At 33.2% G+C, this 26,466-nt stretch carries 28 protein-coding genes, 5 pseudogenes and 1 riboswitch; of the genes and pseudogenes, 13 read left to right on the top strand and 20 right to left on the bottom strand.

The features are described 5' to 3' along the window. Positions 1-130 precede the first annotated feature (130 nt). A riboswitch (M-box (ykoK) riboswitch) is annotated at positions 131-296 on the bottom strand. 1,073 nt (positions 297-1,369) lie between these two features. From ACJDU8_RS21845 to ACJDU8_RS21835, 3 genes are all read left to right on the top strand, one after another. Further along, a complete protein-coding gene (locus tag ACJDU8_RS21845) occupies positions 1,370-1,891 on the top strand; it encodes an IS630 family transposase (protein ID WP_406794293.1) in 522 nt (173 codons plus the stop codon). A 292-nt stretch (positions 1,892-2,183) separates the two neighbouring features. Continuing rightward, positions 2,184-2,318 carry a hypothetical protein gene (locus tag ACJDU8_RS21840; RefSeq protein ID WP_406794292.1) on the top strand — a complete coding sequence of 45 codons (135 nt, stop codon included), beginning with the start codon at positions 2,184-2,186 and terminating at the stop codon, positions 2,316-2,318. 378 nt (positions 2,319-2,696) lie between these two features. Next, the gene (locus tag ACJDU8_RS21835) at positions 2,697-3,782 is read left to right on the top strand and encodes a hypothetical protein (protein WP_406794291.1); all 1,086 of its coding nucleotides are present in this window, start codon (positions 2,697-2,699) and stop codon (positions 3,780-3,782) included. Positions 3,783-4,029: 247 nt separating this feature from the next. On the opposite strand, the pseudogene ACJDU8_RS21830 reads toward ACJDU8_RS21835, so the two are convergent. The 6 genes and pseudogenes from ACJDU8_RS21830 to ACJDU8_RS21805 form a co-directional block, all read right to left on the bottom strand. After that, positions 4,030-4,173: pseudogene (locus ACJDU8_RS21830) on the bottom strand (MerR family transcriptional regulator); the annotation flags it as partial. A 404-nt stretch (positions 4,174-4,577) separates the two neighbouring features. Then, positions 4,578-5,033 carry an AraC family transcriptional regulator gene (locus tag ACJDU8_RS21825; RefSeq protein ID WP_406794290.1) on the bottom strand — a complete coding sequence of 152 codons (456 nt, stop codon included), beginning with the start codon at positions 5,031-5,033 and terminating at the stop codon, positions 4,578-4,580. 589 nt (positions 5,034-5,622) lie between these two features. Then, on the bottom strand, positions 5,623-7,413 hold the full coding sequence (locus ACJDU8_RS21820; RefSeq protein WP_406794289.1) for a hypothetical protein: 1,791 nt from the start codon (positions 7,411-7,413) through the stop codon (positions 5,623-5,625). Between the two features lie 77 nt (positions 7,414-7,490). Then, positions 7,491-7,649 carry a hypothetical protein gene (locus ACJDU8_RS21815; protein WP_406794288.1) on the bottom strand — a complete coding sequence of 53 codons (159 nt, stop codon included), beginning with the start codon at positions 7,647-7,649 and terminating at the stop codon, positions 7,491-7,493. A gap of 573 nt (positions 7,650-8,222) precedes the next feature. Continuing rightward, positions 8,223-8,426, bottom strand: coding sequence for a transposase (locus ACJDU8_RS21810; RefSeq protein WP_406794287.1), 204 nt, complete (start codon positions 8,424-8,426; stop codon positions 8,223-8,225). A gap of 8 nt (positions 8,427-8,434) precedes the next feature. After that, positions 8,435-8,740, bottom strand: coding sequence for a transposase (locus ACJDU8_RS21805; RefSeq protein ID WP_406794286.1), 306 nt, complete (start codon positions 8,738-8,740; stop codon positions 8,435-8,437). Positions 8,741-9,059: 319 nt separating this feature from the next. Here ACJDU8_RS21805 and ACJDU8_RS21800 point away from each other — a divergent pair, with 319 nt between their 5' ends. Both ACJDU8_RS21800 and ACJDU8_RS21795 read left to right on the top strand, forming a co-directional pair. Then, positions 9,060-10,022, top strand: a complete 963-nt coding sequence (locus ACJDU8_RS21800) for a metallophosphoesterase family protein (protein WP_406794285.1) — start codon at positions 9,060-9,062, stop codon at positions 10,020-10,022. A gap of 99 nt (positions 10,023-10,121) precedes the next feature. Next, positions 10,122-10,358, top strand: a pseudogene (locus tag ACJDU8_RS21795) (IS5/IS1182 family transposase); the annotation flags it as partial. A 376-nt stretch (positions 10,359-10,734) separates the two neighbouring features. Here ACJDU8_RS21795 and ACJDU8_RS21790 read toward each other — a convergent pair. From ACJDU8_RS21790 to ACJDU8_RS21780, 3 genes are all read right to left on the bottom strand, one after another. Next, positions 10,735-11,382, bottom strand: a complete 648-nt coding sequence (locus ACJDU8_RS21790; protein ID WP_406794284.1) for an EAL and HDOD domain-containing protein — start codon at positions 11,380-11,382, stop codon at positions 10,735-10,737. A gap of 204 nt (positions 11,383-11,586) precedes the next feature. Then, positions 11,587-12,258 carry a response regulator transcription factor gene (locus ACJDU8_RS21785; protein ID WP_406794283.1) on the bottom strand — a complete coding sequence of 224 codons (672 nt, stop codon included), beginning with the start codon at positions 12,256-12,258 and terminating at the stop codon, positions 11,587-11,589. Positions 12,259-12,655: 397 nt separating this feature from the next. Then, complete coding sequence (locus tag ACJDU8_RS21780; protein ID WP_406794282.1) at positions 12,656-13,123, bottom strand: hypothetical protein; 468 nt, start codon at positions 13,121-13,123, stop codon at positions 12,656-12,658. A gap of 820 nt (positions 13,124-13,943) precedes the next feature. Between ACJDU8_RS21780 and ACJDU8_RS21775 the strand changes: the two genes are divergently transcribed. Continuing rightward, positions 13,944-14,426, top strand: coding sequence for a DUF2975 domain-containing protein (locus ACJDU8_RS21775; RefSeq protein ID WP_406794281.1), 483 nt, complete (start codon positions 13,944-13,946; stop codon positions 14,424-14,426). A gap of 399 nt (positions 14,427-14,825) precedes the next feature. On the opposite strand, the pseudogene ACJDU8_RS21770 reads toward ACJDU8_RS21775, so the two are convergent. From ACJDU8_RS21770 to ACJDU8_RS21760, 3 genes and pseudogenes are all read right to left on the bottom strand, one after another. After that, positions 14,826-15,059, bottom strand: a pseudogene (locus tag ACJDU8_RS21770) (transposase); the annotation flags it as partial. Continuing rightward, a complete protein-coding gene (locus ACJDU8_RS21765) occupies positions 15,047-15,208 on the bottom strand; it encodes a transposase (protein ID WP_406794280.1) in 162 nt (53 codons plus the stop codon). The pseudogene ACJDU8_RS21770 and the gene ACJDU8_RS21765, both read right to left, overlap by 13 nt. Before the next feature lie 297 nt (positions 15,209-15,505). Next, positions 15,506-15,958, bottom strand: a pseudogene (locus ACJDU8_RS21760) (EamA family transporter); the annotation flags it as partial. On the opposite strand from ACJDU8_RS21760, the gene ACJDU8_RS21755 reads away from it, so the two are divergent. Continuing rightward, positions 15,959-16,129, top strand: a complete 171-nt coding sequence (locus ACJDU8_RS21755) for a helix-turn-helix domain-containing protein (RefSeq protein WP_406794279.1) — start codon at positions 15,959-15,961, stop codon at positions 16,127-16,129. Between the two features lie 494 nt (positions 16,130-16,623). Here the strand turns inward: ACJDU8_RS21755 and ACJDU8_RS21750 are convergent, their stop codons facing one another. Beyond that, the gene (locus ACJDU8_RS21750; RefSeq protein WP_406794278.1) at positions 16,624-16,785 is read right to left on the bottom strand and encodes a hypothetical protein; all 162 of its coding nucleotides are present in this window, start codon (positions 16,783-16,785) and stop codon (positions 16,624-16,626) included. Between the two features lie 106 nt (positions 16,786-16,891). On the opposite strand from ACJDU8_RS21750, the gene ACJDU8_RS21745 reads away from it, so the two are divergent. Further along, positions 16,892-18,250, top strand: a complete 1,359-nt coding sequence (locus ACJDU8_RS21745; RefSeq protein WP_406794277.1) for an FAD-binding oxidoreductase — start codon at positions 16,892-16,894, stop codon at positions 18,248-18,250. A 255-nt stretch (positions 18,251-18,505) separates the two neighbouring features. Here the strand turns inward: ACJDU8_RS21745 and ACJDU8_RS21740 are convergent, their stop codons facing one another. Next, entirely contained in the window at positions 18,506-18,637 is a 132-nt protein-coding gene (locus ACJDU8_RS21740; protein ID WP_406794276.1) for a hypothetical protein, read from the bottom strand. After that, positions 18,630-19,046, bottom strand: a complete 417-nt coding sequence (locus ACJDU8_RS21735) for a DUF1064 domain-containing protein (protein WP_406794275.1) — start codon at positions 19,044-19,046, stop codon at positions 18,630-18,632. Before ACJDU8_RS21735 ends, ACJDU8_RS21740 begins: the two co-directional genes overlap by 8 nt. Positions 19,047-19,127: 81 nt before the next feature. On the opposite strand from ACJDU8_RS21735, the gene ACJDU8_RS21730 reads away from it, so the two are divergent. Further along, a complete protein-coding gene (locus ACJDU8_RS21730; protein ID WP_406794274.1) occupies positions 19,128-19,280 on the top strand; it encodes a hypothetical protein in 153 nt (50 codons plus the stop codon). 573 nt (positions 19,281-19,853) lie between these two features. Here ACJDU8_RS21730 and ACJDU8_RS21725 read toward each other — a convergent pair. The 5 genes from ACJDU8_RS21725 to ACJDU8_RS21705 form a co-directional block, all read right to left on the bottom strand. Beyond that, complete coding sequence (locus tag ACJDU8_RS21725; protein ID WP_406794273.1) at positions 19,854-20,555, bottom strand: YjgB family protein; 702 nt, start codon at positions 20,553-20,555, stop codon at positions 19,854-19,856. 442 nt (positions 20,556-20,997) lie between these two features. Then, a complete protein-coding gene (locus ACJDU8_RS21720; RefSeq protein ID WP_406794272.1) occupies positions 20,998-22,203 on the bottom strand; it encodes a multidrug efflux MFS transporter in 1,206 nt (401 codons plus the stop codon). Between the two features lie 97 nt (positions 22,204-22,300). After that, positions 22,301-22,867: a TetR/AcrR family transcriptional regulator gene (locus tag ACJDU8_RS21715; protein WP_406794271.1), complete on the bottom strand. Its 567-nt coding sequence runs from the start codon at positions 22,865-22,867 to the stop codon at positions 22,301-22,303. Positions 22,868-23,005: 138 nt separating this feature from the next. After that, positions 23,006-23,326: a hypothetical protein gene (locus ACJDU8_RS21710; RefSeq protein ID WP_406794270.1), complete on the bottom strand. Its 321-nt coding sequence runs from the start codon at positions 23,324-23,326 to the stop codon at positions 23,006-23,008. A gap of 199 nt (positions 23,327-23,525) precedes the next feature. After that, positions 23,526-24,191: a TetR/AcrR family transcriptional regulator gene (locus tag ACJDU8_RS21705; protein WP_406794269.1), complete on the bottom strand. Its 666-nt coding sequence runs from the start codon at positions 24,189-24,191 to the stop codon at positions 23,526-23,528. A 122-nt stretch (positions 24,192-24,313) separates the two neighbouring features. Between ACJDU8_RS21705 and ACJDU8_RS21700 the strand changes: the two genes are divergently transcribed. The 4 genes and pseudogenes from ACJDU8_RS21700 to ACJDU8_RS21685 all read left to right on the top strand — a co-directional run. After that, entirely contained in the window at positions 24,314-24,502 is a 189-nt protein-coding gene (locus ACJDU8_RS21700) for a hypothetical protein (RefSeq protein WP_406794268.1), read from the top strand. A 151-nt stretch (positions 24,503-24,653) separates the two neighbouring features. Next, the gene (locus ACJDU8_RS21695; RefSeq protein WP_406794267.1) at positions 24,654-25,091 is read left to right on the top strand and encodes an alpha/beta hydrolase family protein; all 438 of its coding nucleotides are present in this window, start codon (positions 24,654-24,656) and stop codon (positions 25,089-25,091) included. Then, positions 25,027-25,491 carry an alpha/beta hydrolase family protein gene (locus ACJDU8_RS21690; protein WP_406794266.1) on the top strand — a complete coding sequence of 155 codons (465 nt, stop codon included), beginning with the start codon at positions 25,027-25,029 and terminating at the stop codon, positions 25,489-25,491. Before ACJDU8_RS21695 ends, ACJDU8_RS21690 begins: the two co-directional genes overlap by 65 nt. Positions 25,492-25,985: 494 nt before the next feature. After that, positions 25,986-26,203: pseudogene (locus ACJDU8_RS21685) on the top strand (response regulator transcription factor); the annotation flags it as partial. Between the last annotated feature and the right edge of the window lie 263 nt (positions 26,204-26,466).

Raw genomic sequence — 26,466 nt, 5'->3', positions numbered from 1 at the left:
TTTAATCTCACCCGCATAGCAGGCGGTTTTTAGTTTCAGGCACTAAAGTACCTTCAACTTGTTAAAACATAATAAAAAGAGCCTTCAAAAAGGCTCTAAAAAACTCTAAACACGAATAAATAAATATTCCTATAAATATCCTTCGTTGAGCTTTAGCACTATATAGCTTTGAGTTAAACTCAGCTACATTAAGTAAAACCTTAATCCGGCAGTACCTGTTGACCCATTGGCATCTCTCGATATTTTTGGGCAGTAGCATATATCTAATATAGGAGCCTCACCTAACAATTCATTATTAAATTTATCACACATTGTAAGTATAGGTTTTTATATTTGACTTGTCAATAATGTATTATAATTTTTCTTTGTTAAATTTAGTTTACATATATCGTCTTAAAAAATGTATCATATCAAAATTCAAAATACTCTTTTTAAATTTTAATTCTATTAGTTTCAAGTAATCAAAAGTAGTCTTAATTATATTATTTAACTAATGTGCTAAACGTAAAAATAAGACTGCCCTGAAACCTCAAAACACTCTTATACAGTCATTGGTAGCCCCTAGGAGAATCGAACTCCTGATATTACTTTAGATGTGGGTAAATAATAAAAACTTCACACAATCATTCCAAATTATGCCACAATTACTAGGTATAATTCACTTAAAATTAAACCTAGTAATTAAACAAATAAAGGTAAGACTTGGTGAATCCTGCCATTTCAACGAATTACCAAAGTACATTTTTCCATAGATTACTTAATATTGCTGCGATATAAAAATTTCCAGTAAATTTATTTATTTAGGACATTAATCTATCAAGTTTTTGTTTATTATTAATTTCACTACGGGAAAGTGCATATGAAACTCCGTTCGACTCGCCACCACTCAAAATCACAATATATATAACCATTCTGGAACCCAGTACAGTTTTTAACCTGTTGTAATAAAATTATGTTGTGATTACCGAACATGTTGCCAGTGTAAAACCAAAAAGAATTAATACTTCACCTAATAGGAATATCGTGGCTTAATCCTTAATAACAGCTTTATTAATCATTTTCTTATAAGTATTAATTTTTTTATCTAAATGCACTATATTATTCTCTATATTGCTTTTTTGAGTATACAATCTATATATAACGCATAAAAGATTGAGCATATTTAAGACTGTCCTTCAAAAGTCTACCTGAATAATGATATACTAAAATAAAATTATTATTACAGGAGTTGATAATATGCATAACGAAGATGCCAGTGAAAAAGAAGAAATAAAGATATTAAAAAATCTATCAAGAACTACGTTGAGTATAGTAGTAGAGGTATGCTGCAAGTATTACACAAGTTAAATCTTAGTTATACAAGAAGCGTATACACTGGCAAAAGCAGACCCTGAAAGGCAAGAAACCTTTAAGCAAGAATTTGAGATTTAAAAAAAATCTGATTGATGGTAATATTGACCACATTCTTTTTGAAGATGAGTCAATGATTAGAGATTACCAAGCAATATATAAAACATGGTTTCCTAAAAGTCAACAAAGAATAATTCCAACCTATGGGAAACACGAAGGAGTAAAGCTTTTAGGAATTATCAACTATGCAACTGGGAAAGTTTATTGTGAAGAACATAGTAAATATAATGCTGAGGTATTTTTAGAATTTCTTAAAAATATACTTGAACAATATCCAGAAGGTAAAATAGTTATGATTCTTGATAATTCTAAAGTTCACCATACAAGTTTGCTTGAACAATTTTTGAATCATAATAGTTATCGTATTACATTGATTTTTCTTCCTACATATAGTCCCCAAATGAATATCATAGAAGGTTTATGGGGCTGGATAAAAGACGAGGTCATTAATAATGCTTTTTTCAAGCGTAAAAGAAATTAGGACTGCTGTTCAATGGCTCGTTAACTGGGTTAATCAAGTTTCAGAAACTACAATTAATAGATTGTGTTTACGCATGTAATTTATTTTGTGCGTTATATATAGCAGGATTTTCAAATTTTCAGATATACCTAGTAACCTTCAAAAAGAACTGATTTCCTTAGCAGGTTTAGTTTTTTTTGGAGTTGCACCAGCTATTTTAATATTTATCAAGTATTATTTTTTTAATTTAGGTTTTACAAAAATAACTGGTGTTTGTCTTTTGTTATTATATAGTATAGGGAATTGCCATAAATTGGCAAAATGTAATTTGAGTGAATATAATGAAATATCTATTGGGTTTCCTATAACAATTTCAGGTTCTATTATTGCATTATTTGCATTAGTAATGCCTGATAACAGTGCTTCTACAATTTTGTTAGTTTCTTAATGGTATTTTTTACTTACATTATATTATCAGGTTCTAGGGTTAAAGAAGACTAAATTAGATAAATATATTCATAAAATTGTTTATTAGTACATATTAGAATAATAGTATTATATTAAAGAATTTGTAAGTATTTTAATTTATGAACTGTTATCTAAAGGACAAGCATTGATGTCAGTATGAAAATATAGGTACAAAAATCCCAGCAATAATAAAATAGGAAAAGAGAAATTTCTATAGATTTCTGAAAAAGATGAGGTGAAATGGTATATCATTAACCTCTCGGAGATTTCAAGTTAAAAGTAAATTAGATTATATTAAAAAATTAACTATTTATGTTCATACATATTTCATCTTATTATTTAAAGGAGTAATTATATTATGAATAAAAAAAATAAAAATATTATTATTTTTGTACTTATATTTATTTTAGCAATATCTCTTCTGTGTTTGGGCTATTTATTTCATCGACATAATAAGAGAATTATGTCGCAAATTCAAAGAGAAAAATATATTCAACATCAAAGAATAGTTAGAATCGGCAGGGAGGAAGAACAAAAAAAGCAATATCTTAAATTAGTTAATATTAATGCTAATTCCCTAAAGCCACTAAATATAAAAACCTGTGATGGATTTAACCAGCCTATGCATCCTGATGTGCTCTATATAAATGCTGGCTTCCATGGATATAAGTACTGGATGGCTTATACCCCTTATCCATATGGTAATGGCAGCTATGAAAATCCATGTATTGCAGCCAGCAATAATGGACTTTCCTGGATAACTCCAAACGGACTTAAAAATCCCATTGCTCCCCATCCTAAAGATGTTAAAGTGGGAGGACACTTTAGTGATACGGATATTATACTTGATAATAACAAACTTGTCGTATACTATGTTTACAATAAAGAAAATGTACTGGGACCTTCTAAATTCTACAGATCAATTTCAAGTAATGGAATCAAGTGGTCAAAACCTCAATTAATATATAAATGCAAATATCCCATTTCTGGTTATTCTCCAGCCGTTATCAAAGATAACGGCATATACAAAATGTGGTATATAAGTGAAAGCAATGTAATGTCTTATGTTACAAGCAAAAACAGCACAGACTGGAGTAAAAGAAAAACTTGTGAAATCAATATTCCTAATTGGACGATATGGCACCTTAATGTAATAAAATCTGATATTGGGTATGAAGGTTTATTGACTGCTAGAGATAATCGGGCCGGCTATACTGCACTGTACTATATAAAAAGTACAGATGGAATTGTTTGGTCTGCAAGTAAACTTCCCGTAATATATCCTTCAGCCCATGGATGGGATTCTCAAAATATTTACAGATCATCATTTGTAATTAAAGATGGATCATATAACGTATGGTATTCAGGCTGTGATTATAATAACAAATGGGGAATTGGATACACCCGAGGTAAAACAATGGCCTCTTTAAGTAGAATATCCTAATTGTAGTTATATTTTATACCATCTAAAAAATTAACCAGAGAGATAACCTTTGGTTAATTTTTGCCGATAACTTATAAAATCTTGTCATCTTGTTAAGAATGTCACAGTTCAATACCATATAAATATATATAACGCACAAAATAAATTACATGCGTACATAATCTATTAATTGTAGTTTCTGGAACTTGATTAACCCATTTTTTCAAGTACAGTTTTAAATATGCTTAATCTTTTATGCGTTATATATAGAATAATATTGAATTTCTTTAATTGGCATATTTGTTTCCTTTAATCTAAATATAAAACTTAACCATTCTATACCTTTTTCGCAATACACTCGCCTATTTATTTTATCTCTATTAGGATAAATCAAACCAATTTTCTCATAATATCCCCCAAATTTCGCTAACTATTTTTATTCCTTCTTCAGAATTATTCGTTCTTATTGTTACTTCCCTCAATTTATAAGACATAGTTTTATTTCTCTCCTTAATATAAAACAATTACCTTTTTATTTTTTATATAATATCACACTGAATATGACAGCAGTATGTCATAATAAATTACCTCCACAGTTTAACCAAACAATACCATGAACAAATTACCATTGAGTCAGATAATCATATGTTTATGGGCATTCAGGCATTACGAATATAATATCTAATTGGATAGATATTAAAAAATAAAACTAGAGTATTTTTCATTCTAGTTAATAAACAGAATACAAAAGATACGACATAACTGAACTTAAAATTATGTTAATTCAACCTTATTTAGAATTATCCAATTACTACTTTAATATATGGGTACACAAATTTCACAATGATGATTATTAACTATTTGGACTACATACATCTCGATGATTGGTCTTGTTTCATCAAATTGATATCCTTGGCTTGATAATTGTGGAAAAATATCAAGCCAAGCTTTCTGAACTGCTTCTGCTGCATGATTAATTTTAAAAATAGCATACTTCCCTCCAGCAATATTGCCTTCTCTTACATAGCTGTCAGTTATTAAATAGTCGTTTGAAACAACAATACAAGTATCATAACGACAATTTTCAGGTTTAGTAGTTTCAGGATTATCCTGAGCGATTCCAAGAATTATGGATTCCTCATTAAATAACTGGTTGAATTTTGCCCATTTTTTTAATTCTTCCACCATTTGTACATTGTTAATTCCATAAGAGCCAATCTTCCTTATGTAAGCAATTCGATACGCTGGCATTTTTTCAATTATAATATTCATAATTTGTTTTCTTTGCCTCCTTTAAAGAATAAATACCTCCTTTATTACCTCTAATCCTTTTACCAATTTGCTGATTGTATTAAATTCAACCCTCACAAAACTATAATTTTATACGCACAGACCTGAGTATAGTCTATTTTTTTAATTATTTACTGAATTTACCAGTTACATTTATCCTTCCATTTCTTCTATTTTATTTTTAAGCACATTTTTAACATGATAATATACCTTTGATTTTTATTAGTTATAGATACAAAAATAGCCTAAGACAGATTTTACTCCATCCTAGGCTTGTAGTCGTCACTGCTATACCGTTCTCATTAATTGCTGCTTATTATGCTAATGTTAGAATACTGCTTGCTATCGCTGCAGGCCTTAACAAGTACTGTATCACCTTCACCACCTGTTAATGCCAGTTATGTAATAATTATATTACTGGTTCTTGTAAATACTCTTACTGCTAATACGGCTGCATTTGTTCCTCCGAATACAAAATCACTTTATGCTATTATTCCTACTTTAAACGTTCCACCTGTCAATGCTACCGCAACCGCATTGTTTGATGATGTTGATGTGCATGTCAGTGATGTTATGTCTGCGATTGTTGCTGCACTGTCACTGTTGTTGCTGCTGGCACTGCAAAGCCTGTTGACAAAGCTGCTTGTTTTGGTACTACTGTGTAATTTTTTGTACTTGAGCCAACATTATTTGTTACTGTAATTGTTGCTGTATGATTGCTATTTGACAATACCACTCCTGTTATTGCTCCTAAGTCGGCCTTATTTGTTCCTCCAAATGTCCAGTTACCATTTACGGTACCATTTGTTACATTAAATGTTCCTGTTGACAGAGTATATGTGATCGTTTTTGTTCCAGTCGTTGCTGTGGCTGTACTTGCCACAGCCAAGGTAAGATTCAATGCTGATACAGTTATTTGTTTAAACTTAACAACTTTGTTATTTGAATCAAGTTCATATATTTCTAAGTATTTATTTGTAACAGGATCTACCCCATTTATATCATTTCCAGAAGTATATGCATATACAGAACCTGCTACAGGAAGGTTATCTGTTGCTAGGCTTATAGCTGTAGCCACTTTAGGAATTGTTACTGATTTAGTTGAAAACTCATATGCTAAACTATCACTTGCACATGCTGTTGCTGTAACCCTTATTCCACTGATTGTACCCCTTGCTAGTGCAACCGTAAGTGATGGGGCTGCTACGTTGTTAATTGTAACTTTGTTTGAAGATAATGATGATAGTACTCCAGAGCTATCAACTTCAACAAGATAGTAATCTTGAGTGTCTTTTGTCAATTTATATGGATTAGTAGCACTTGTTTTAGTAGAAATTGTGGTAGCTTTAGTTATGTCAGTTACTGAAGCTCCTAATGCTACCCCATCAGTTACTAGTGAATCAAGATCTGCTTGTGTCTTGTAAGTACTACCACTTGGTACTACATAAACAGTGCCTGGCTTACTAAAAGCACCTGCAGGAATTGATATGTTACTTCCATACGTTAAAGTAATATCTGTACTCATAGTAACCGTGGGTAATACATAATCTGATACTGTAATAGCATGAGCAGCCATTGAGGCAGTTGATCCTGATCCATTCCAACCTGCAACTGCTATAATGTTGTAAGTATTATTTTCTTTAGATTTTATATCCGCAGAAGTATTGTCAAAAATTCCCTGAAGTGCACATTGATCAGCAACATTCAATGTAATTACTGCTGTAGTACCATCTGTTACTTTTACAGGAGCTTTTGAAGTAGGCACAGTTGTGAGCGTATATACTTTTGTAGCACTATCTGTAATCGTTAAACACTTAGGTGTAATATCTGACGTGGTCGAGGAAGAATTGGATACCATATTTCCTGTCAGAGTTAGCGTACCTGTTTTTAAGTCATAAGCAGCAGAATCCAAACGAGGAACATCACTAACAGTAAGTGCATGGGTGCTAATGTCAGTAGTCGATGTACTTCCATCCCATCCACTAAGTACATTTATCTGATAAGTTCCTCTATTCAACGCTTTTGCTCCATTTTGATCCAGAAAACTTGCTAATGCTACCTCATCTTTTGCATTCAAAGTAATATCAGCTTCAGTAGAGCTTTTAATTTCTACCGCCTTAGTTGTAAGGGTGTAGTTATTGTTTACACTGTCTGTAATAGCAATTTTTGACGGGTCAATATCATTATTAGTACCGGATGTTGTTGCCAAATTGCTCCCTGTTACAACCAATTCTCCTGTACTCACATTGTAGGTTGCACTTTTAAAAGCAGGTGCCGTATCAGCAAACACCGGAACAGATGTTACTCCAAATGTTCCAACCACAGCCGCCATTACAATTAAAAGTTTGAGTTTTTTAACCATAATACTTTCCTCCTTGATTTTTAACGTGCACCTCCTTGTGCACAATTATTTTATTTATAATTAACTCTTTGAGTCCACTATAAATATTGATAGATTTCTGATGAATTGCTTTTCCAATTACCTCTTGCTGACATCCTGTTGATTAGCTGTTGAACTTCATCATACGGCGTTTGCAGTGCTGTAAGGCCAGTTTCAGCAGCATTTTGGCTTTCAACAATTAGGCAGACTTCTATCATATTACTAGTATTGGTTGCTACTTGTTTTTATGCTTCTGGCCATTTGTTGAATTATACCAGGTGTATCTTTAACCATACAAATTCATAATGCCTCCCACTGCGTAATCCGATACTATCGTAATACATTTTTATTATTTTCCATAATTAAATCATAATAATTTACCTTTATACACTAACTAACGTGAATTCAATGAAAAACTTTAGTAATTTCAATACTTGTAGGATATACCATTTTTTATAATTATGTGGACAATAGCCTTATATTTTTAATTTTTAGTATATTTTTAAGCAATACAATCTTCTGTAGGCATTGATATCACACGGTTCATCACATAAACTTCTATTGAACCCATATCAATTAATTTTTAGGCCAAGATATAATTAAAATTAGGCCAATCCATTCAATGAAAATTTCCAATTTGAAACCATAGGCTTGTTCTTTACAATGAGGATGCATATGATATGATTTTATCGCCAAAGCCAGTTGCATACTTACCTGCTTTGCACACTGGCTTTAAATCATATGAATAGAGGCTAGTTGTAAAGAATTTAAAATTTGAATGAAATATATTTTCATATTTCATTTGTTCCATATGCCTTATTTTCCAGAATATTGCTATTCTTTATTTTTACATGAGACAGCACCTCAATGGCCAGCGTATTGTCATTTACATTGCCAGAGGATAACTGAAAATAAATCGGATTGCCTAACCCATCAACAATTGCATGTACTTTGGTCATATTTCCACCACGGCTCTTTCCAATATGTTGGTTCAACTCATGATTTATTGCCCCTTTTTAGCTCCTGCACTGTGCTGATGAGCCTTTATAGAAGTAGAGTCAATACTTAAATTTTCATAGTCTGCTTCTTCATTTAAGGTCTGAAAAATATTTAGTAAAGTACCATTATCACGCCACTTACAAAAACGGCTATATACGGTTTTCCATGAACCAAAACGTTCTGGTAAATCACGCCAAGGTGCTCCGCTTCTTCCAATCCATAATATAGCATTTAATATAATACGATTATCTATTATAGTGGAGGTCGCCCAGTTTTTGCAACTGGAAATAAGTCTTTTATTTGATTCCATTGTTCATCTGATATTTCATAACGCTTTTGTGCCATAATAGCAACCTCCAAGTTTTTCTTCTATTTTACTTAAAGCTTAGTTTTGGTGCAACTTTATGTTTTCAGACACACCCTAATAATAAAGTTGATTTTATCACAACACTTGAAAATACTCTAAAATAAAATTTTACAGCTCTATAATCACTGTATTATTCAACCCTGAATTTTACTGTATTTTTATGTGGCACTTGAAATTTTATGCATAACTAATAAATTTAAATCAGTAAGGAAAAGATATGAATGAAAAATTATTTCAAAATATAAAAGGAGCAAAGTAGAAAATGCTAAATAACGTATTTAAAAAGGTAGTATTAACAATGATTATTTTTAATACTACTTTTTTAAGAAATTATATGGGAATTCCACAAAAAATCAAATTGAAATTTAACCCAAATGGTGAATTTAAACTTGTGCAGTTTGCAGATTTACATGAGCATTCTCTAAAAAATGAAAAGACTATAAAGTTTATGGAAAATACATTAAATCTTGAAAAACCAGACCTTGTTGTGCTAACTGGCGACAATATAGATGGCAGATATTGCTCTAAAGAAAGCGTTAAAAAAGCAATTGGAAATATTGCAAAACCTATGGAAGATAGAAAAATTCCTTGGGCAGTAGTTTTAGGCAATCATGATAATGAATTATGCACGGTAAATAGGAAAAATCAGATGGAAATATATATGTCATACAAACATAATATTAGTCAAAATTTTTCAAGCGTAATTGATAGAGCTGGAGATTATAACCTCATCATCAAGGATTCTAAAAATGATAAACCTATATTTAACATTTATATGCTTGATTCAGGCAGCTATGATGAAACAGGTTATGGATATATAACAAAAGAACAGATAGATTGGTATAAAAAATTATCAAATAGTCTAAAGGAACACTTTGGTAAGATAATTCCATCATTTATGTTTTTTCACATTCCATTGCAGCAACAATATATGGTATGGCAAAATGGAAAAGTTATAGGAAACAGAAATGAAAAAGAGTGCCCACAGCAAATTGATAGCGGATTGCTTTCGGCTCTTATTGAAATGAGAGATGTCAAAGGAGTGTTTGTAGGTCATGACCATATAAACGATTATGTTGGAAGCGTTAATGGCATTGCATTAGGATATGGACGCTGTAGTGGTTTCAATGGCTATAGTAAGGAAGGTTTTGTAAGAGGTGCAAGAGTATATATTTTGAATGAAAATAGTCCGGGAAAATTTAAAACTTATGAAAGATTAGAATAAATTTGTTTCATTTTGATTCTTAATACAAAGATTTTGTAATTTAAATTATATATTTCTAAAATAATTTCTATCTACTCTAAGTTCAAAATTATCCTTACATTTGAGAATATGTGGAAACTAGGCCTTGAGCGATACAACGAAATCCAAGGAATTGATTGGGAGTGGCTTAGTATAGATGGAAGTATGAATAAAGCTCCTCTTGCAAAAGAATCTGTTGGGGCAAATCCAACAGATCGAGGAACAAATGGGAACAAAAACTATATCCTCGTAGACGGCAGAGGAGTACCGTTATCAGTAGTGGTAACAGGAGCAAATCGTCATGATGTATCGCAACTAAAAAATGATATTAGTATGTTCTAAATTTATCAATCTCCATTTATAAATTCAGATAAAAATAAGAGTATTTGTACAAGTAATCCTTTTACTAGGCCATTACTAGTCTATGAAACAAGTTAAAGTTGAGGAGACTATATGTTGTATACTACTGGGCACAATTGGTGCTACTTCTAAAAATATAGTAATACCATTAATCCGATATACTTATTTATGGAGCTTATTTACCTAAATTTCATTTATATTAAGAGCAGTAAATAAACTCCTGGGGATTTTCTCTAATTTCAACAAACATATTATTTTCTCTGGATTTTAACTTTAAACAGTGCATATGCGTTTATCAAATCTCTAATCTTAAAATTAAAACCTAACTACAGCATTACTCTATCATATCTTCTTTAATGATTTTATATATAAATTTATCCTCAGATATCTTTTTACCTGATATGATTGTAGGTTTACCAAAATAATATCCCTGAAAGTATGTATAACCATACTGTAGAGCTTCATTAAATTCATTAGCTGTTTCAACTTTTTCTGCAAGAAATTTTATTTTTTTAGATTTTACATCATTAATTATTTTTTTCCGGTCATAACCTTGAGTTACACGAAAATCTACTTTTATTATATCTGCAAAATCAATAAATTTTTTATGTTCTTCATTAAGGACAAAGTCATCTAAGGCAAGTATAAACCCATTTTGTTTTAAAATCTTACATGCATTTATTACTTCATTTGATGGCTTTACATTTTCCAAAATTTCAATTACTACAGTTTCAGGTGAAATTATCGAAAATATTTCCGATGTTAAAATATTTTCAGTGAAATTAATAAAAGCCATTTTATTTTCAGTTACTCTATTTATACCTATATAAAAAACACTATTCCTTATAACCTCTATAGTCGCTTTATCTCCATTATTTTCACTGAATTTGTTTTTTTTAATATCATCTCTAAACAAAAGTTCATATCCATAAATTTTATTAAATCTATCAAAAATAGGTTGCCTTGCTATAAATATATCCATAAGCCCTCCCTTTCTACATATAAATATAATGAAAAGTAACTGGAATTAACTTATAAGAGATAAGATTACATAAAAGAACTCATACTAAATGAGAACAAAAGAATGCAGACGTTTTTATGTGTATCAAATTCATTTTGCTAATTGCTCACTCATCTGTATAGATGAATGTAGGCATGCTAACATAACCTTTTTACAAACTGATAATCAGCTGATCAGCTTATATCCATGTCCATATATTGTTTTTATAGTTAACTTATCTACTTTCTTTCTAAGTCTTCTTATGGTATCATCTATAACCTTAGTAGAGCCAAAATAATTGGTATCCCAGACGTTCATTAAAATTTCTTCTCTCAATACTAGACTATTCCTATTTTCAGCAAAATAACTTAATAATTCAAATTCCTTCTTAGTAAGTTTAAGTTCTTTACCTCTAAACAAGACTACTCTACGTTTTTTATCAATAAAATATTCCCCAACCTCTACATTCAAATCTTCTGTCTTATTACTATCACCATAAATTCTTCTCATAAGTTTATTAGTCCTTATAACCAATTCCCTTGGTAAAAAGGGCTTTGATATATAATCAGCACTACCAAATTCCAATCCTACTACTCTATCAAATTCTCCATTCATCGCAGATATAAATATGACAGGAGTATCTTTGTTATTTTGTTTTATATATTCAATCAACTCATATCCACTTATATCTGGAAGCATTATATCCAGTATCCAGAGTTCTGGTGTATCTTTTATTCTATTTTTTGCACAGCTTCCATTAAAAAAAGTAGTTACATCATAACCTTCTTCTTGAAGATATTTTTTAAGTAAAATATTTAAATTATATTCATCCTCAACCAAATATATTTTTTTAGCCACTCTATATCACCTCAACTTAATTAGTATTATAGTTGGGTACAACTCTGAGGTTTTTATTCTAATAGCATTATACAGGCTAAATTTTTCATCACTAAAATATATACTAGAATTTTGTTATGCAAATAAATTATTACTTAGTCACCTTTGACTCACTATTTATTTTTAGATGCCTTATAAAAAGTCAGAGAGAAGTTCACAACTCCCCTCTGGCTTTTTCATAGACATCTTTGATAAAATACATTAGTACAGATAGAATATTCTTTACTTAAAATTTCATATGTTTATCTATCTAAAATCTACATTATCATACAAATGCTTGTCTGATATTTTTCCGCCAGTCTAAGCTTGCTTAATAAATACTCTCACTTAATTGGATTTTATTTCGAGAATTTGTGTTCTATGATGATGTTGTTGTTGACGATGTTGATTGTACTGGTGGCATTGATTGTGCTGGTTGGGTCAATAGTGCTGACGGTATTTCCCAATTAGAAGTCCAGTTAGTAAATACATTTAATATTGAATATTCCTGGCTTTGTGTTATAGTCCCTGCTGTCACTAAAACATCTAATTGGGATTTAAAATTTTCTGATGTCAATTGATCTCCATAAAATAGATTTAATAATATTGTTTCTTGGCTTTCAGTTATAGTTCCTGCCGATACTAAAGCATCTAATTTGGAGCTAAAATTCTTAAGAGAATAATAAGAATCATGTGCTCCTGCTCTATTATACAAGACTTTTGAACTTTCCAATTGTTGATGCCTATCAATGGAAGATGCATGAACTGTTGTAGCAATTCCTGTGTTTAATAATAATGGTGCTGCAATCACTAAAGCTGAAAGTAATTTGTACTTCATTTTTAACATTGTTTAGTCCCCCTTAAATTTTTATTATTTATAATGTTCTATTTTATTGTAACTAATGATTATGGGTAAATTGTCAAATAAAAGTAAAAAAAATGTCAAAACACGCTGTGAGATTCATTATTTATATCTATAAGAATTGCTCTCTATTATTTTAACTTGAGTCAATATATTATTTCACCCGTTACCTTGATTGGATTATATAGGGTTTCTAGGTCAAAAGTTAGCCTATTTATAAACTTTTAAAATTCAAGAGTATTTATAATTTAAATAGCTACACAATATTTTTGTCATTAAAATCCTTGAATAAGTTAAAAATTCATCGGTGAACTCTATATTGATAAAGAATGCTCCCATTTGATTTATAAAACGGTAAACCATGGGTATGGTAGTTATATGCATGAAAATAGACCATATGGTAGAATTAATATCCATCATGTGGTCTTAGTTACTAAACCTAATAGAAAATTACGTTAGATTAACTTGTAAAGACCATTCTTTTAATTGATTAATTATATTATTGAAAGTCTCTTCTAATAGAAAAATGTCATTATGTAATGCCTTGTCTATTTGTATTTTATTGGAACACCTTTTTCTTTTAACTTATTGCATGTAGATATAATATCGGGAACATCACGAGAACCAAAAAAAATTCGAACATTCCTACTACCATCATATTCCCATTTAGGAAGTTTATTAAGAATATCCCAGTTTGCATTAGGATTTATTTCTTTTACTCTATAACTTCTTAATGTTTTTAATGTTTCTTGAGTTTGATTGCTAAAAGTTTTATTTAATACATAAAATAAGTGAGGTGTTTTAAATGAATGTTAAACGAGGTCCAACCACTTTCTTAAAGGTAAGTATTTTTCTGGCTGGAATTGCAGTACTTGCTTTGTGTATCTTTTGGTTACCGGTACTAGCCATTAGGGAACCAACCGCACATCCAGGGGACTACTCGCTATATCCCATTTTAGGATTTGCGTATGGATGCTGTATCGCGTTTTCTGTTGCATTGTATCAAGTATTTAAACTATTAACCTATATCGAAAGAAACAATGCTTTCTCCAAGTTATCACTTAAATCTTTGAAGGTTATAAAGGAATCTGCTTTAACAACCATTTTCTTCATCGTGTTAGGGATAGTATACTTAAAGGTACTTTCTAAGGTCACAGGAGATGACCCAGCAGGTCCTATATCATTAAGTCTAATTGGTATTTTAGCAACAAGTATCATCACAGCTATTGTGGACGTGCTTGAAAAACTATTAAAAAATCTACTAGATACAAAACCAGAAAATGATTAACATTTCGATAAAATTCAATTAGTGAGGTTCTTTTTATGAAATAAGCTACGACACACTTTTTAAAGCTAGCTGTTATTTTTATAGAAATTCTAGTTCTTGCATTGTGCATATTTTTGGTGCCTGAGCTGGCTATTGCGGTATCTGATTTTTTAAAGGTTAAATTCCTTAAAATATATTATTTACACCATTTTATATGGAACTGCGATACCTTTTTACTTTGTTCTGTATCAAGCCTTTAAACGTAACTGTAAAAAAATCTTCCTATATATTTTGAGGCCACTGAAAAAGCTTGGCTTTTTTCCTAAAGATTGATTTAAGCAGTAAAAAGAGCACGGAGTATTTTATTTATTTCTGAAATATTTCGTGCTCTTCTCTCATTAATGTGTTACTTGAAGCTTATTACTCCGTTAGGAGCTTTATGATTCGTTTGATATTAACAGTAAACATTGTAAGTACACCTTGCATTTGCATGCTAATTAAGCCAGACGATAATGCCATATCATAGCCGTGCTGGTGTTTAAGTTCACTGTTCTTAGCTTCAATCATATATCGTTGTCTTGCTCGTTCCTTAAAGTATTCTGTTTCTTGAAAAGCCATTTGATCTTTATAAATATCAGACTTTATAGATACAGATCAACTTCCTCAGGTGCAAGATTCAGAAAGTATTTAAATGCCATGTCATAAAGTGTTCTTTCAACTACGTCTTCATCGGAAAGTTCGTAGGTTGTCTTCAATATAAGCCTATTAAAAATGAAGTTGTACAATATATTATAAAGGCACATAGAACAAAGATGGACGGAACATATACTTTAAGCAATAATAGACGCTGGTATTGTGCCAGAAGCCATCCATATACCAACCACCGCACCAATTAAAACAAAAATCTTTAAGACCGCAAAAGATTTCCCCCCCATCATGTGACATTTTCATTATTTTATTTAGCTTATACCCTTTTTTAAATGAAATTATCAACCCTATATACATTACTACTTATATACCACCTTCCATTTTTGATCAAAGTTTCACTTTAATCAAAATGAATTTCGTTATATATTCCTTGTTTAGACTTAAAAGCAGAGTCAAACCATACTTTCCTTATTTTTTGCATGAGACAAAATTACAATTGTAAATATGATACATGCTGTTCCTAACCACTGAAGCATACCTAAAGGAACGCGTAACCATAGCACAGATAAAAAAGCCGCAGATAAAGGTTCAGCAGAGGATAATACACTTGCTTCAGTTGGTTGTATATATTTTAAACTTTCCAAATAACAATAGAAAGCAATAAGAGTTCCAAATAATACTACAAATATAACAGCAAATACTGAGGCAATAGACCATTGACCTGTAAAATTCCAAGGATGATGAATAAAGCTGAAGGCTATTCCACCAATGAGCATTCCCCACCCAACTACAATTGTAGAATCCCATTTAGCAAGAAGGGAACTTGGCTACAATGTATAGAAAGCTGCTGCAAAAGCAGAACTAATACCCCAAAATAACGCTAATTTAGAAATAGATATACTATAATGGAATATAGAACTTTAAGAGCGTCAGAACTACTTTTGAAAAGTAAAAAGCCTATTTCTACCATTGCATTTGATGTAGGCTTTAATGGAATAAGTTACTTTGGCAAAGTATTCAAAAAATATATGAATTATACACCTTCCGAATATAGAGTTAAATATGGTGTAAAATAGTTTCAGAGCTTACACATACTATTTTACACTATTCTAATATACTGATAAGGCCCAATAAATTACAATTTCGACTTAATTTTTAGCTAAATTATATCATGTATCCCACAAGATTTTTATAATTATATAAGGAGCATAAAGTTTTTAAACACTGTATCATTCAATTTTCAACGACTCATGATTTACTTCACAACCGTCAATAAAAATAGAAATGCTACTAATTTTATTTTCTTAGCAGAGATCACCGTTTGTATTTCTTATCTTAATAGTTACTTCGCAATTTTTTTATTTTTATTACTATAGTTATTAATATCTATCTATAACTAATGTGTTAAATAAAATTAGTACCATTCATAGGTAATATAAGGGTTCTAAAGTCATTTCCATCATTAATTTTAACTTGGAAACTCTAATTAAATCTCTTTTATATTTTAAAATATCTATAAATATATCTCTCTACCGTTATATGATTGATGAATCTTAGCGTTGATAAAGTATCAATAAAGCCTGTATCCTCGCTCAGATGTTTCCCCTGGAAGATACTTAGAAAAAAGGCCATGTGTTTCAGCGTTTTTATTACCTCTCGGTACGCTTCTCACATGACCTTTTGAGTCCTTATTCTGGGGCTGTCCATCCTTTTTTCTTTTGGAACGTTCCATTCAATTTATCATCCCAATTCTTTTGATTAGTACGTTTTTACCCATATTAACATAATATATACTGCAAATATTAAACACCAACTAGAGAAAAAAAGGAGATGTCTTTATGAAACATTCAAAGGAACCTGAACTCACTGGGCGTATTGTTTTACCAAGAAACCCACAATATAACGCAGCTCGCCAGGATTTCAATACCTTTTTCGATAAATTTCCACTAGTAATTGTTTTCGCACAAGAAACACAAGATGTAGTCAACGCAGTGAAGTGGGCGCGCTATAAACACGTGCCAATTCGCATGCGATCTGGAGGACACAACTATGAGGCCTTGTCAGTCATCAATGCTGGCATCGTAATAGACGTCAGTGAAATGAATAAGGTAAAGGAAGTAGAGCGTAAGTGTAACACTGTAACGGTTCAGACCGGCATACGCAATATAGCTCTATATAATGCACTTTGGTCCGAAAGACTGGTTGTACCAAGTGGTGTCTGTGCCACTCCAGGAATTGCTGGTGTTACTTTGGGCGGTGGACACAGTATTCTATCAAGGCAGTGGGGCCTGACTCTTGATAACCTGCTGGAATTGGAGATGGTTGATGCCGACGGACAAGTGATTCACGCTAATGCTAACCATCATTCTGATTTATTTTGGGCTTCGCGTGGAGGAGGCGGCGGAAATTTTGGCATATGCACTGCTTTCCGTTTCCGCACACACCATATTGACACAGTCGGTTTTGCCGAAATTACCTGGAGTCTGGATGACCTAGAGTCGGTGCTACCAATCTGGCAGAAATATACTACCCCTGACGCTGATGAACGACTGACCCCTACACTTACAATATTTTCAGGAGTGCAATCATTGCTATTAATGCAAGGTGTCTTTCTTGGCTCGGCTAAAGAGCTGCGCCATCTGTTACAGCCTTTACTTCGAGCTGGCTCACCACAAAATGTGACCATCGAAGAAATACCTTGGATTGATGCTGCCACCCGAATAGCAGATTCTCAACCAAAGTCTCCACTGCCCTTCAAGAGTGTTGGTCCCTATGTCTATAACTTGCTTCCAGACAAGGGCATTGAAACAATCAGACACTTCATTAACGAACCGCCTACTTCATCTGTCTCTATTTTTTTTCACGGTCTTGGCGGAGCGGTGGCAAAAGTGTCGAGTATAGCTACAGCCTACTTCCAGCGTACAGCTTTGTCTAATATGTCGATCTTTGCCACCTGGGATAAGCCAGAAGATGCTTCTCTGGGTATTCATTGGGTAGAAGCCTTCCGCAAAACTATGCTCCCTTTTACCCGTTACGTTTACGTGAATACACAGGATCTCTCAATCCGAGACTGGCCACATGCTTACTATGGTAACAACTTTCATCGATTAACCCAAGTGAAGGCTAAATATGATCCACAGAATGTATTCATATTTCCTCAGAGCATTCCACCTTCTAGTGAGTGTTTCGAAAAATAATATTAAGAAAAATTATATATCAAAAATTGCGTTAAGTATTTATATATAATGGCTTGTAGCACTTTTGGCTATAGGCCTTTTTTATATTTAAATTTTACATGTATTATTTTATGTAATATAGTTAAGAAACAATACATCGGTAATATCTTACAATCATAATTTATTCTTTATAAAAATCACACCCTAAATCCATAGAATCTATAAAGTTCTTAACACCGCATTAAGTGCATAATTTCTTAATATTATCCAGCTTCCTTATTCCAGCAATACTCTTATCTTTTCTATTACTCTATTGCCAGTAGATTGAACGTACTGCAAATTAAATCCCGAACATTCTATTTCTTTTACATGACCAGTGGAATCATCAATTATCTTTATTCTAGGCATCCTTCTTACTCTCCCTTCTCTTCTTCTTGAGCTCCTTGAAATCTATCCATTCACTTTCACTATACTTTAAGCTTCTTGAAATCCACCTGAAGTCCATAGTTGGATGAAGATATTTAAGCATTTTAAATTTAAGTTCTCCTTGCGGTGTACTGTCACCTTTGACATCAACATAAGTTTCCGTACCATCAAGGTTGTATATTAAAAAGTCCAATGTATATGTGGAGGACCTTTCCTTTTTCCCTTTATATTCAAAAGCTGGTATCAGAGTAAACTTGGGCTGTAATTCAAAATTCTCTATTTCACCTTTGGCCTTTTTCTTTTTAAGATACTCATAATACCTAGCTTCATCTTTGGAATCAAAGGTTATTCCGTCAACAACTACTTCTTTAGCATTATATTTACTTCTCACATAACCACATCCTTAGACAAGCAGCTAAGAAGTTTACTCCTAAAAAATATAGAAAGTAATATTTGGGAGGAGATGGGGAAATTGAAAAAAATAATAGAACAAGAGGTTATTAGGTTGGTGAAAACACACAATACAAATAGTTCCTTTGAAATTGTGGATGCAGAAAACATTTTAGTACTGCAGGAACTTCTTGGCTCAATAAATGGTTACTATGTGCAAATACTCCCTTTTTAAAGGATAATACATTCTTATCAATAAACAAATTGGAACGTGAAGCTAACCTATTTTGTGCTATCCTACTAATACCTTAAGAATACTTTATCGGATTATGAAGGCTTTACACTACAGCAAATAACTCCAGCTGAAAGAATACCTATAGAATTATTAAAATTAAGATTCAGATTAATTTAATAGCATAAATCCACCAAATACATAGGGTATTAAATTATATAAAAGAAATGATTTCATGAACAATAAAAATTGAACTATGAAGCCCAATGCAAGGTTTTTATACATGAAATCAAACACATAATTGATGATATGCTGCGCAAAGTTTTCAGCGTATTTTTTGCAGCAATAGGCATTCATCTGCTAGTGACTTCATTTAAAATAACTAAAGAAAAAAATTAATATTAGAGGTAATGGGATATATTCATCAAGCTAAGAATAAATATATAAAAAAATAAATATAACTATACCCATACATTACAAAAAATAGTCAGGAAATTTATTATATTCAAGGATCCTTTATGCAGTATTGGATACAGGCATATTCGATTTTCATACTTACCAGTCCTTATTCCTGATTTACCACTGTCTTCCTGGATCATCTGCCATTGAGTTAACAGTTCCTTGAGGATAAAGAACTGAATAATGATCTAGTAAAAGATCTTTGTTATTGCTTGTAGACTGGGGAAATACAAATAATATTTTAAACTCTTTTGTTGCTACATAGCCAATTACTTCTTCACCATTGGATTTAACATCATATGCTGGAGTTCCAAATACCTCTTTTACCTTGGATAAAGTTATTTTCTTTATCCTACTGTCAAAGGATCTCACTTCAAATATTTGAGAACCTTTATTAAATCCAAAAACTATATTGTGCTCTGAATATGTAGCATAATTTCCCTTAGCTGCAGGAACCCAATCGATTTTATCAGGTTCTCCCCATTTTTCCTTGACATCTTCAATAACATTTGTCTTATCGGTGAATTCACAGTTGATAACCTTTCCCTGCTTAGCTGACTGCATAATGTTTGATAAAAATACTTTGGAAGAATCTTCTACGTTAGATGAATTATTGTCAGAACTATTAGATGGTTTATTAGTAGAAGATTTAGAATCTCCAGTATTAGAATTTTGTTTAGTACTGTCAATGACTTTTTCAGCATTATTAGAAGATTTGTTTGCTGAATTAGATGTGCTAGAGCATCCTGTCATTAAAGTTACCAACATGCTAAATATAATTATACTCTTAGTAGATACGTATTTCTTAAATAGAGTCATATGGTAATCCTCCTCATATAATAAAGGTAATAATCTCCTGTTCTTACCTTTATTATATAGTAAACTCATATTTTTAATCTACGATTATATAAAATTAAGGTTCATCAATTTGAAATGCTGTAGAATCTACTATTGTGAAAATGTACACAAATAAAGAAACTGCCATGCCTTTAACTTACCTTTTCTTTGCACGAATCCTACACTTCTAGCTATCTCTTCAATTTTTTCTTCTGAAAAATATTTTAGTATATGGTTTGATAATTCCTTGATTCCATTTTGTGTTATTAATTTTTCTTTTGCTATTTTTAGCCCTCCTTATAAAAAATAGATTTCTATTATTTATTGTACTATTTTCTTTAGCTTGATAGCCATGGGGTAGCGCCAACATTTCCGACAAAACCCACGCTAAGGCATAAAGTGGTATTCGTCGGTTTTGTTTGAGTTACCCTTTTAAAAGCATCTCACCGGACCAATTTTTATAAACACTTCTATAAACTAATACAGCGTTTATAAGTAGCAATGCACTTGTCACAAAGAAGACATTTCGAATACCGAAAAAGGCCGCCACCTGCCCTCCTAGAAAAGAACCACCGAAAATCCCAAAATACTGCGCCGACATCAGAAAGCCAAAGATTCTCCCAGTGATTTGATCCGGAGTGATTAGTTTAACCAGCGCGTTGATTGCCGGAGTCAATCCCGCTGTTGCCAAGCCGAAAAGAAATCGAAGATCCATTAATTGCCATGGACGTTTTACAAAGGCCTGAGGGATGAAGATGATCCCACCAATGATTAGTCCGTAAAAGATAATTTTGTGTGGACCGATTTTATCAGAAGCCTTTCCTATGCTCGGCGCCGCCAGAATGCTTGCCAAGCCGGAAGCCGAAAAAGTCAGACCGGCAATCAGGGCAACGTCTCCCGTATTACGCATTAACGTGGAGACATACACCGTAACAATGGGCTCAATTGAATTTAGTGCTATAGTTAAAACAAAAAAAGTAAGAAATAGGATAATTGTTAAGCGAGGGTTGAAAATAAGTTTCCATACGTCTTTCATTGAAAGCGCTTTTTTATCAGAACGGACAAATTGCTCTTTCACAAAAGTCAATGATATCAAAAAAGCGACCATACATAATGCGCCTGTGATGAAAAAAACATATTGCAGACCAAGAAATTTCTCGATGACCCCTCCGAGCGTCGGCCCCAGAAGTGAACCTGCCAATAATCCAGTGGAGAGGGTACCCAGTGCCCATCCTGCATGTTCCTTATCCGTTTGCGTTGCAATTAATGTAGTACACGCCGTACCGACACCTGTAATAGCCCCTTGCAATGTCCTTAATAAAATTAATTCGGATACATTACGAACAAGCCCTATACAAAATGTAACGATGGCAATACCTAGGCATGCACGTAGAATCATTGGCTTACGTCCAGCTTTATCAGCTGCAAAACCCCAGATGGGTGAAAAAAAAGCGGCGACGATATAGGTTATTCCATATGCCAGGCCAGAGAGCTGTTCGATAGTTGCCGTATTAGAAACGCCGAGCTGTTTTATATATAAGGGTAACACAGGTACAATCTGACTAAGACCCATCGTTGTTACGAACATTGTGAACCAGCAAACTAGCAAGTTTCTTTTCCAGAATTTCAAAGTAATCTTCCTCCTCTTTCAAGTCGAATATACCATAAATATATTATTTTTGTTCTTCGCTGTTGGATGAACAAAATAAGGCTAAACTGCTATAAGTTTAGCCATCCAATAGAGCTTTGATAATTTCACCGAACTGATGAACTTTTATTTCAATGGATTCTTCGCTTTCTTGCCATATGCCAATTTGGCCATACATAAGAAATTGCGCCATTATTTTGGGATATTCAGTTGCAAGTTTTCCCTCATTGAAAAGGTTCTCCAGTTCTTCCTCTACATGCGGTATCATATATTTGCACATTTTAACTGTTATCTGTTCGTGTATCACTTCATTTCCAAGCTTATGAAAAAAATCATGATAACGCCCCTTTTCTTTCGGTTGAAGCATTAACATCAATATAGTTTTCAAGCGTTCCTTAATCGTCATATCTGGATTGTGTATAATTTTCAAAAAGTCTTGGCAACATTCTATTGCGTATTCGTCTATGACTACTTTAAAAAGTGCCTGTTTTGAATCAAAATATCGATAACAAAGGCCTTTGACAACTTGTAATTCCCTAGCAATATCCTCCATTGAGGTATTTTCATAGCCCTTTTCGTAAAACAGCTGCATTGCAGTCTCTAGTATCTGCTTTTTCCGAATTTCAGGGTCAGGTACGCGTTTCATTTAATCACCTCCGATTTTTACAATTAAATTATAGCTTCTTAATGAACAAAAGTCAACAATGATAATGAACAAAGTTCAACAGTAATTTGTACCCATTTCAAGGACATTTTTTGAATTGTGCAATTGATTTGTTCTTACTTAGGTTTGTATAGCAGCACTACTACCACCCTTTTGGAGAGTCAGTAGCTTAACACAGTATTCTAAACAACCCAAAATACTGCTTTTTCTATACTCTAAAAAAACCTTCGCCATGCAGAAAAAATCAAAAATACTGTTTGAAGTCTTTTTATGTCTTAATGAAATTCTTAATATAAACAGTTTCAGGGGCAACTCCAACCAAAACGACAAAACCATGTTAAAAAACACGGTCTCATAAACGGTGATTTTTGATAACTGCATAAAAAATAATCCTATCGTTTTATTTTTTACGATAGGATTATCTCTTCCATGAATTAACATATACTTTGCCCCTGATAACAGCTTCGCTCATACTACCCCAATAAGTTCCTGCCATTCATCTAATATCATTTGTTTATTTTTTCCTCACCTATCTAAAGATTTAATATATAAAATATCTTCTTCCCTAAACATACGCTTCATCAATTGATATTTAGGTCTTTTAAAATCCTTACCACTAGCTTTTTCAATAAAAATATACTCATTCTCTATTCTTAGTTCCTTCCTCACGCAGTTGCCTTGCTTTAAAATTTTCTTTTCCCAAATCGCTATTCGATTGAAGCGTTCCAGTTAGATTTTTCATCACGCCATCGTTCATAAGGCCCCATAGAAGCTGTCCCATCTTTTCGATATTCGAGTTTTCTTCCTGCGTAAAGCAATACGTCATCACCCCAAGTATAGCGGATATCGTATACTCCAAAGTGCATTCCAATATGAAGCCATCCGCACAGAGTGATTGAAGGTGTGGCCGTGCTAATGTTTTGAATGCGTTTTTTATCTTTTCTTGATAAGCGGGATCGCCGTTTTTCCCCAGCAGGACAATATAATACTTTTTGTTTCGGCTGTAAACCTCGGTAATATGGCTGAGTGGCGAATGGATGCCCGGACTGATCATAATATCTTGGTGCTTTTTGAGATCCGGTAAGACAGAAGCTTCTATTTGCTCCAGTACATCATTGACATCGGTAAAATATTTATAAAATGTGCTTCGGTTGTATCCGGCTCTGCCGACAATCTCCCGTACCGATATTTTTTTAATTCCTTCTTTGCTGTACAGGTCCCAAAACGCATCCATTAGGTTTTTCCTAGTTTGTGCGGTGATTTCAGGATTATGTTTCATTTGATTTTTCTTCATTTCCCTTTTCAAAAATGCGACACTCCTGCCATGATTGATGATTGATGGCAGGAGTGATGAAGCTTACAATATGATTATACAACATGTTGCTAATTAATCACATATGTGAAAGTATAGCGAAAAGGAGATTATTTATGAAAAATATTGTGTTCAGGGACGATCAATTTGCTTCCCAGACTTTAAGGTTGCTTAGCGCAGCGACAAGTGGCATGGCTGATATCGGGGAGATTCTTACCACCGCCGAAAAGATAACGGAAGCTGAGGTGCAAGGAGTGGACCGGGACGGCAAAAAGGCTTCACGCTGTTGCGGACGATTATGTTAAAAAAGGTCATCCGGTCAGCGCAAGAAAGACGTATCTGCGGGCCTACAATTATTACCGTACGGCGGAATTTTTTCTGCACGGAAACCCAAACGACCTGAGAATCACCGAACTGTCAGAAGCGAGCTTCGCCTGTTTTGCAAAAGTAATGGAATTGAACGCTCCAGTGATTGAATCGGTCAAAATTCCTTATGAAGGAACAACGCTGCCCGGGCATTATTATAAGTGCCAAAAAACATTGAAACCGAACCCTGTGCTGAGCTTAATGACCGGTTTTGACGGTACGAAAGAAGAACTGTATGGAACGGCAATGGCCGCTTTGGAACACGGCATGAACTGCCTCGTATTTGACGGACCGGGGCAGGGTGAGGCATTACACCGGCAGCACCTGTACTTTCGGTACGACTATGAGGCGGTTGTGACACCCATCGTGAATTTTGTCCTCTCCCTTGATAGCGTCGACCCTGATAAAATTGTTTTGATGGGTGTAAGCCTGGGCGGATATCTGGCACCTAGGGCGGCTGCCTATGAGCATCGCCTGGCCCGCCTGCGTCGCAAACGACGGCGTATACAGCATGGCACTCGCCTTTAATCCAGACATGGTTCGTGCCGACCCGGACAAATTCAATGAGAACTTTGAAAAAATAGCGAAAGCGAATCCCTCGCTCAAATGGGCTTGTGAGAACGGTATGTATGTCTTTGGAGTTGACACCCCCACTGAAGTTATTTTGAAGTTAAAAGACTTTAGCATGGAAGGTGTCGCGGAAAAGATTCAGTGTCCCACGCTTATCTTGGAAGCTGAAGAGGACAAGATAAGCGTGGGACAGGCAAAACGGCTTTACGATGCACTTACTTGTGAAAAAACCTTTATGCTTTTTACTTCGGAGGAAGGAGCGGGCAAGCATTGCGAGGCCGGAGCCAAGCTGCTTTCAAATGAACGCATCCTCTCATGGGTGGATGAGCAGCTTTTAAATTCCGCATCAGGTAAATAAACGAACAGACAAAAGGTGAAGGCACCAAACAAAGTAAAGATACAATTTTGCAGTATGCAAAGACACCGGCATTTCAGATGCCGTTTTCGACTGGGCGTGCGCCTAATGTTTGAAGACCTTGTCACCGGCGACGAGCCTGCGCCTGATGAAATTAAAATACAAGCTAGAAAAAAATATTTGGAGAAATAAACCTGAAGATATGGTGCTATATAATAAATCAATATAAAATTTTTTAATTAAAAAGTGTTGCCAACAAGTCGATGTGTTGGCTGCACCCCATAGCCATCAAGCTAAAAATAATAAATTTATTTTTTAATCTGTGTACCTTAAGAGAAGCATATTAACTTAAATTTTAAGGCGTATTTACGGCACACTTCAAAAAATATAAGGGTTATTATAACCGTAGTAAAGCCCATATTTTAATTCTCAGATCATCTAGGAATAATATAAATTATGGAATTAATAAATCCATAGATTTAATTATATTAGATTTAATGCTGCCTGATATAAATGGCTTTGAAATATGCAGGAAAATATCAGTAGAATATAAAGTACCCATAATAATGTTGACCGCAAAAAATGATATTATGGATAAAGTAGTAGGCTTGGAGCTTGGAGCTTGGAGCTTGGAGCTGACGATTATATTACCAAGCCTTTTGACATAAGAGAAGTAGTTGCAAGGGTAAATGTTAGTATAAGAAGGATTGAACAATTAAATTCTAGTAGATTATAAATAAATATATTAATGGTCATTGAAATTAAGATGCAATGTTCTTATATATGTTCTTTAATGATATGTTGTTTCACTGTTTTTTACATTCTTACTTTTTACAATCTCCCACTATAAATACTACAACACAAAGTCATGACCACCCCTAAAAGAGGTGGCTTGCTCAGTCCTATAAGGGCGTAATACTTCCAGCGCCTAAATGACGCTGGCTTTTACTTTGTTCAAGCCTGTGTGGACTGATTACT

Source organism: Candidatus Clostridium eludens, from assembly GCF_045310515.1.
Classification (GTDB): Bacteria; Bacillota; Clostridia; order Clostridiales; family Clostridiaceae; genus Clostridium_B; species Clostridium_B eludens.
Note: the sequence above shows the minus strand (reverse complement) of the source record. Positions and strands in the feature narration are given on the sequence as shown.

Bases quoted from the DNA above. Each gene is read 5' to 3' on its own strand.
- ACJDU8_RS21700 (WP_406794268.1), top strand. From the start codon at position 24,314: ATGAAAAATATTGTGTTCAGGGACGATCAATTTGCTTCCCAGACTTTA.
- ACJDU8_RS21780 (WP_406794282.1), bottom strand. From the start codon at position 13,123: ATGTTAAAAATGAAGTACAAATTACTTTCAGCTTTAGTGATTGCAGCA.
- ACJDU8_RS21815 (WP_406794288.1), bottom strand. From the start codon at position 7,649: ATGATAGAAGTCTGCCTAATTGTTGAAAGCCAAAATGCTGCTGAAACT.
- ACJDU8_RS21835 (WP_406794291.1), top strand. From the start codon at position 2,697: ATGAATAAAAAAAATAAAAATATTATTATTTTTGTACTTATATTTATT.
- ACJDU8_RS21745 (WP_406794277.1), top strand. From the start codon at position 16,892: ATGAAACATTCAAAGGAACCTGAACTCACTGGGCGTATTGTTTTACCA.
- ACJDU8_RS21725 (WP_406794273.1), bottom strand. From the start codon at position 20,555: ATGACTCTATTTAAGAAATACGTATCTACTAAGAGTATAATTATATTT.
- ACJDU8_RS21805 (WP_406794286.1), bottom strand. From the start codon at position 8,740: ATGGAATCAAATAAAAGACTTATTTCCAGTTGCAAAAACTGGGCGACC.
- ACJDU8_RS21715 (WP_406794271.1), bottom strand. From the start codon at position 22,867: ATGAAACGCGTACCTGACCCTGAAATTCGGAAAAAGCAGATACTAGAG.
- ACJDU8_RS21825 (WP_406794290.1), bottom strand. From the start codon at position 5,033: ATGAATATTATAATTGAAAAAATGCCAGCGTATCGAATTGCTTACATA.
- ACJDU8_RS21820 (WP_406794289.1), bottom strand. From the start codon at position 7,413: ATGGTTAAAAAACTCAAACTTTTAATTGTAATGGCGGCTGTGGTTGGA.
- ACJDU8_RS21775 (WP_406794281.1), top strand. From the start codon at position 13,944: ATGAATGTTAAACGAGGTCCAACCACTTTCTTAAAGGTAAGTATTTTT.
- ACJDU8_RS21740 (WP_406794276.1), bottom strand. From the start codon at position 18,637: ATGCCTAGAATAAAGATAATTGATGATTCCACTGGTCATGTAAAAGAA.
- ACJDU8_RS21690 (WP_406794266.1), top strand. From the start codon at position 25,027: ATGAGCATCGCCTGGCCCGCCTGCGTCGCAAACGACGGCGTATACAGC.
- ACJDU8_RS21765 (WP_406794280.1), bottom strand. From the start codon at position 15,208: ATGTGCCTTTATAATATATTGTACAACTTCATTTTTAATAGGCTTATA.
- ACJDU8_RS21790 (WP_406794284.1), bottom strand. From the start codon at position 11,382: ATGGATATATTTATAGCAAGGCAACCTATTTTTGATAGATTTAATAAA.
- ACJDU8_RS21710 (WP_406794270.1), bottom strand. From the start codon at position 23,326: ATGTTAATTCATGGAAGAGATAATCCTATCGTAAAAAATAAAACGATA.
- ACJDU8_RS21755 (WP_406794279.1), top strand. From the start codon at position 15,959: ATGGAATATAGAACTTTAAGAGCGTCAGAACTACTTTTGAAAAGTAAA.
- ACJDU8_RS21800 (WP_406794285.1), top strand. From the start codon at position 9,060: ATGCTAAATAACGTATTTAAAAAGGTAGTATTAACAATGATTATTTTT.
- ACJDU8_RS21750 (WP_406794278.1), bottom strand. From the start codon at position 16,785: ATGGAACGTTCCAAAAGAAAAAAGGATGGACAGCCCCAGAATAAGGAC.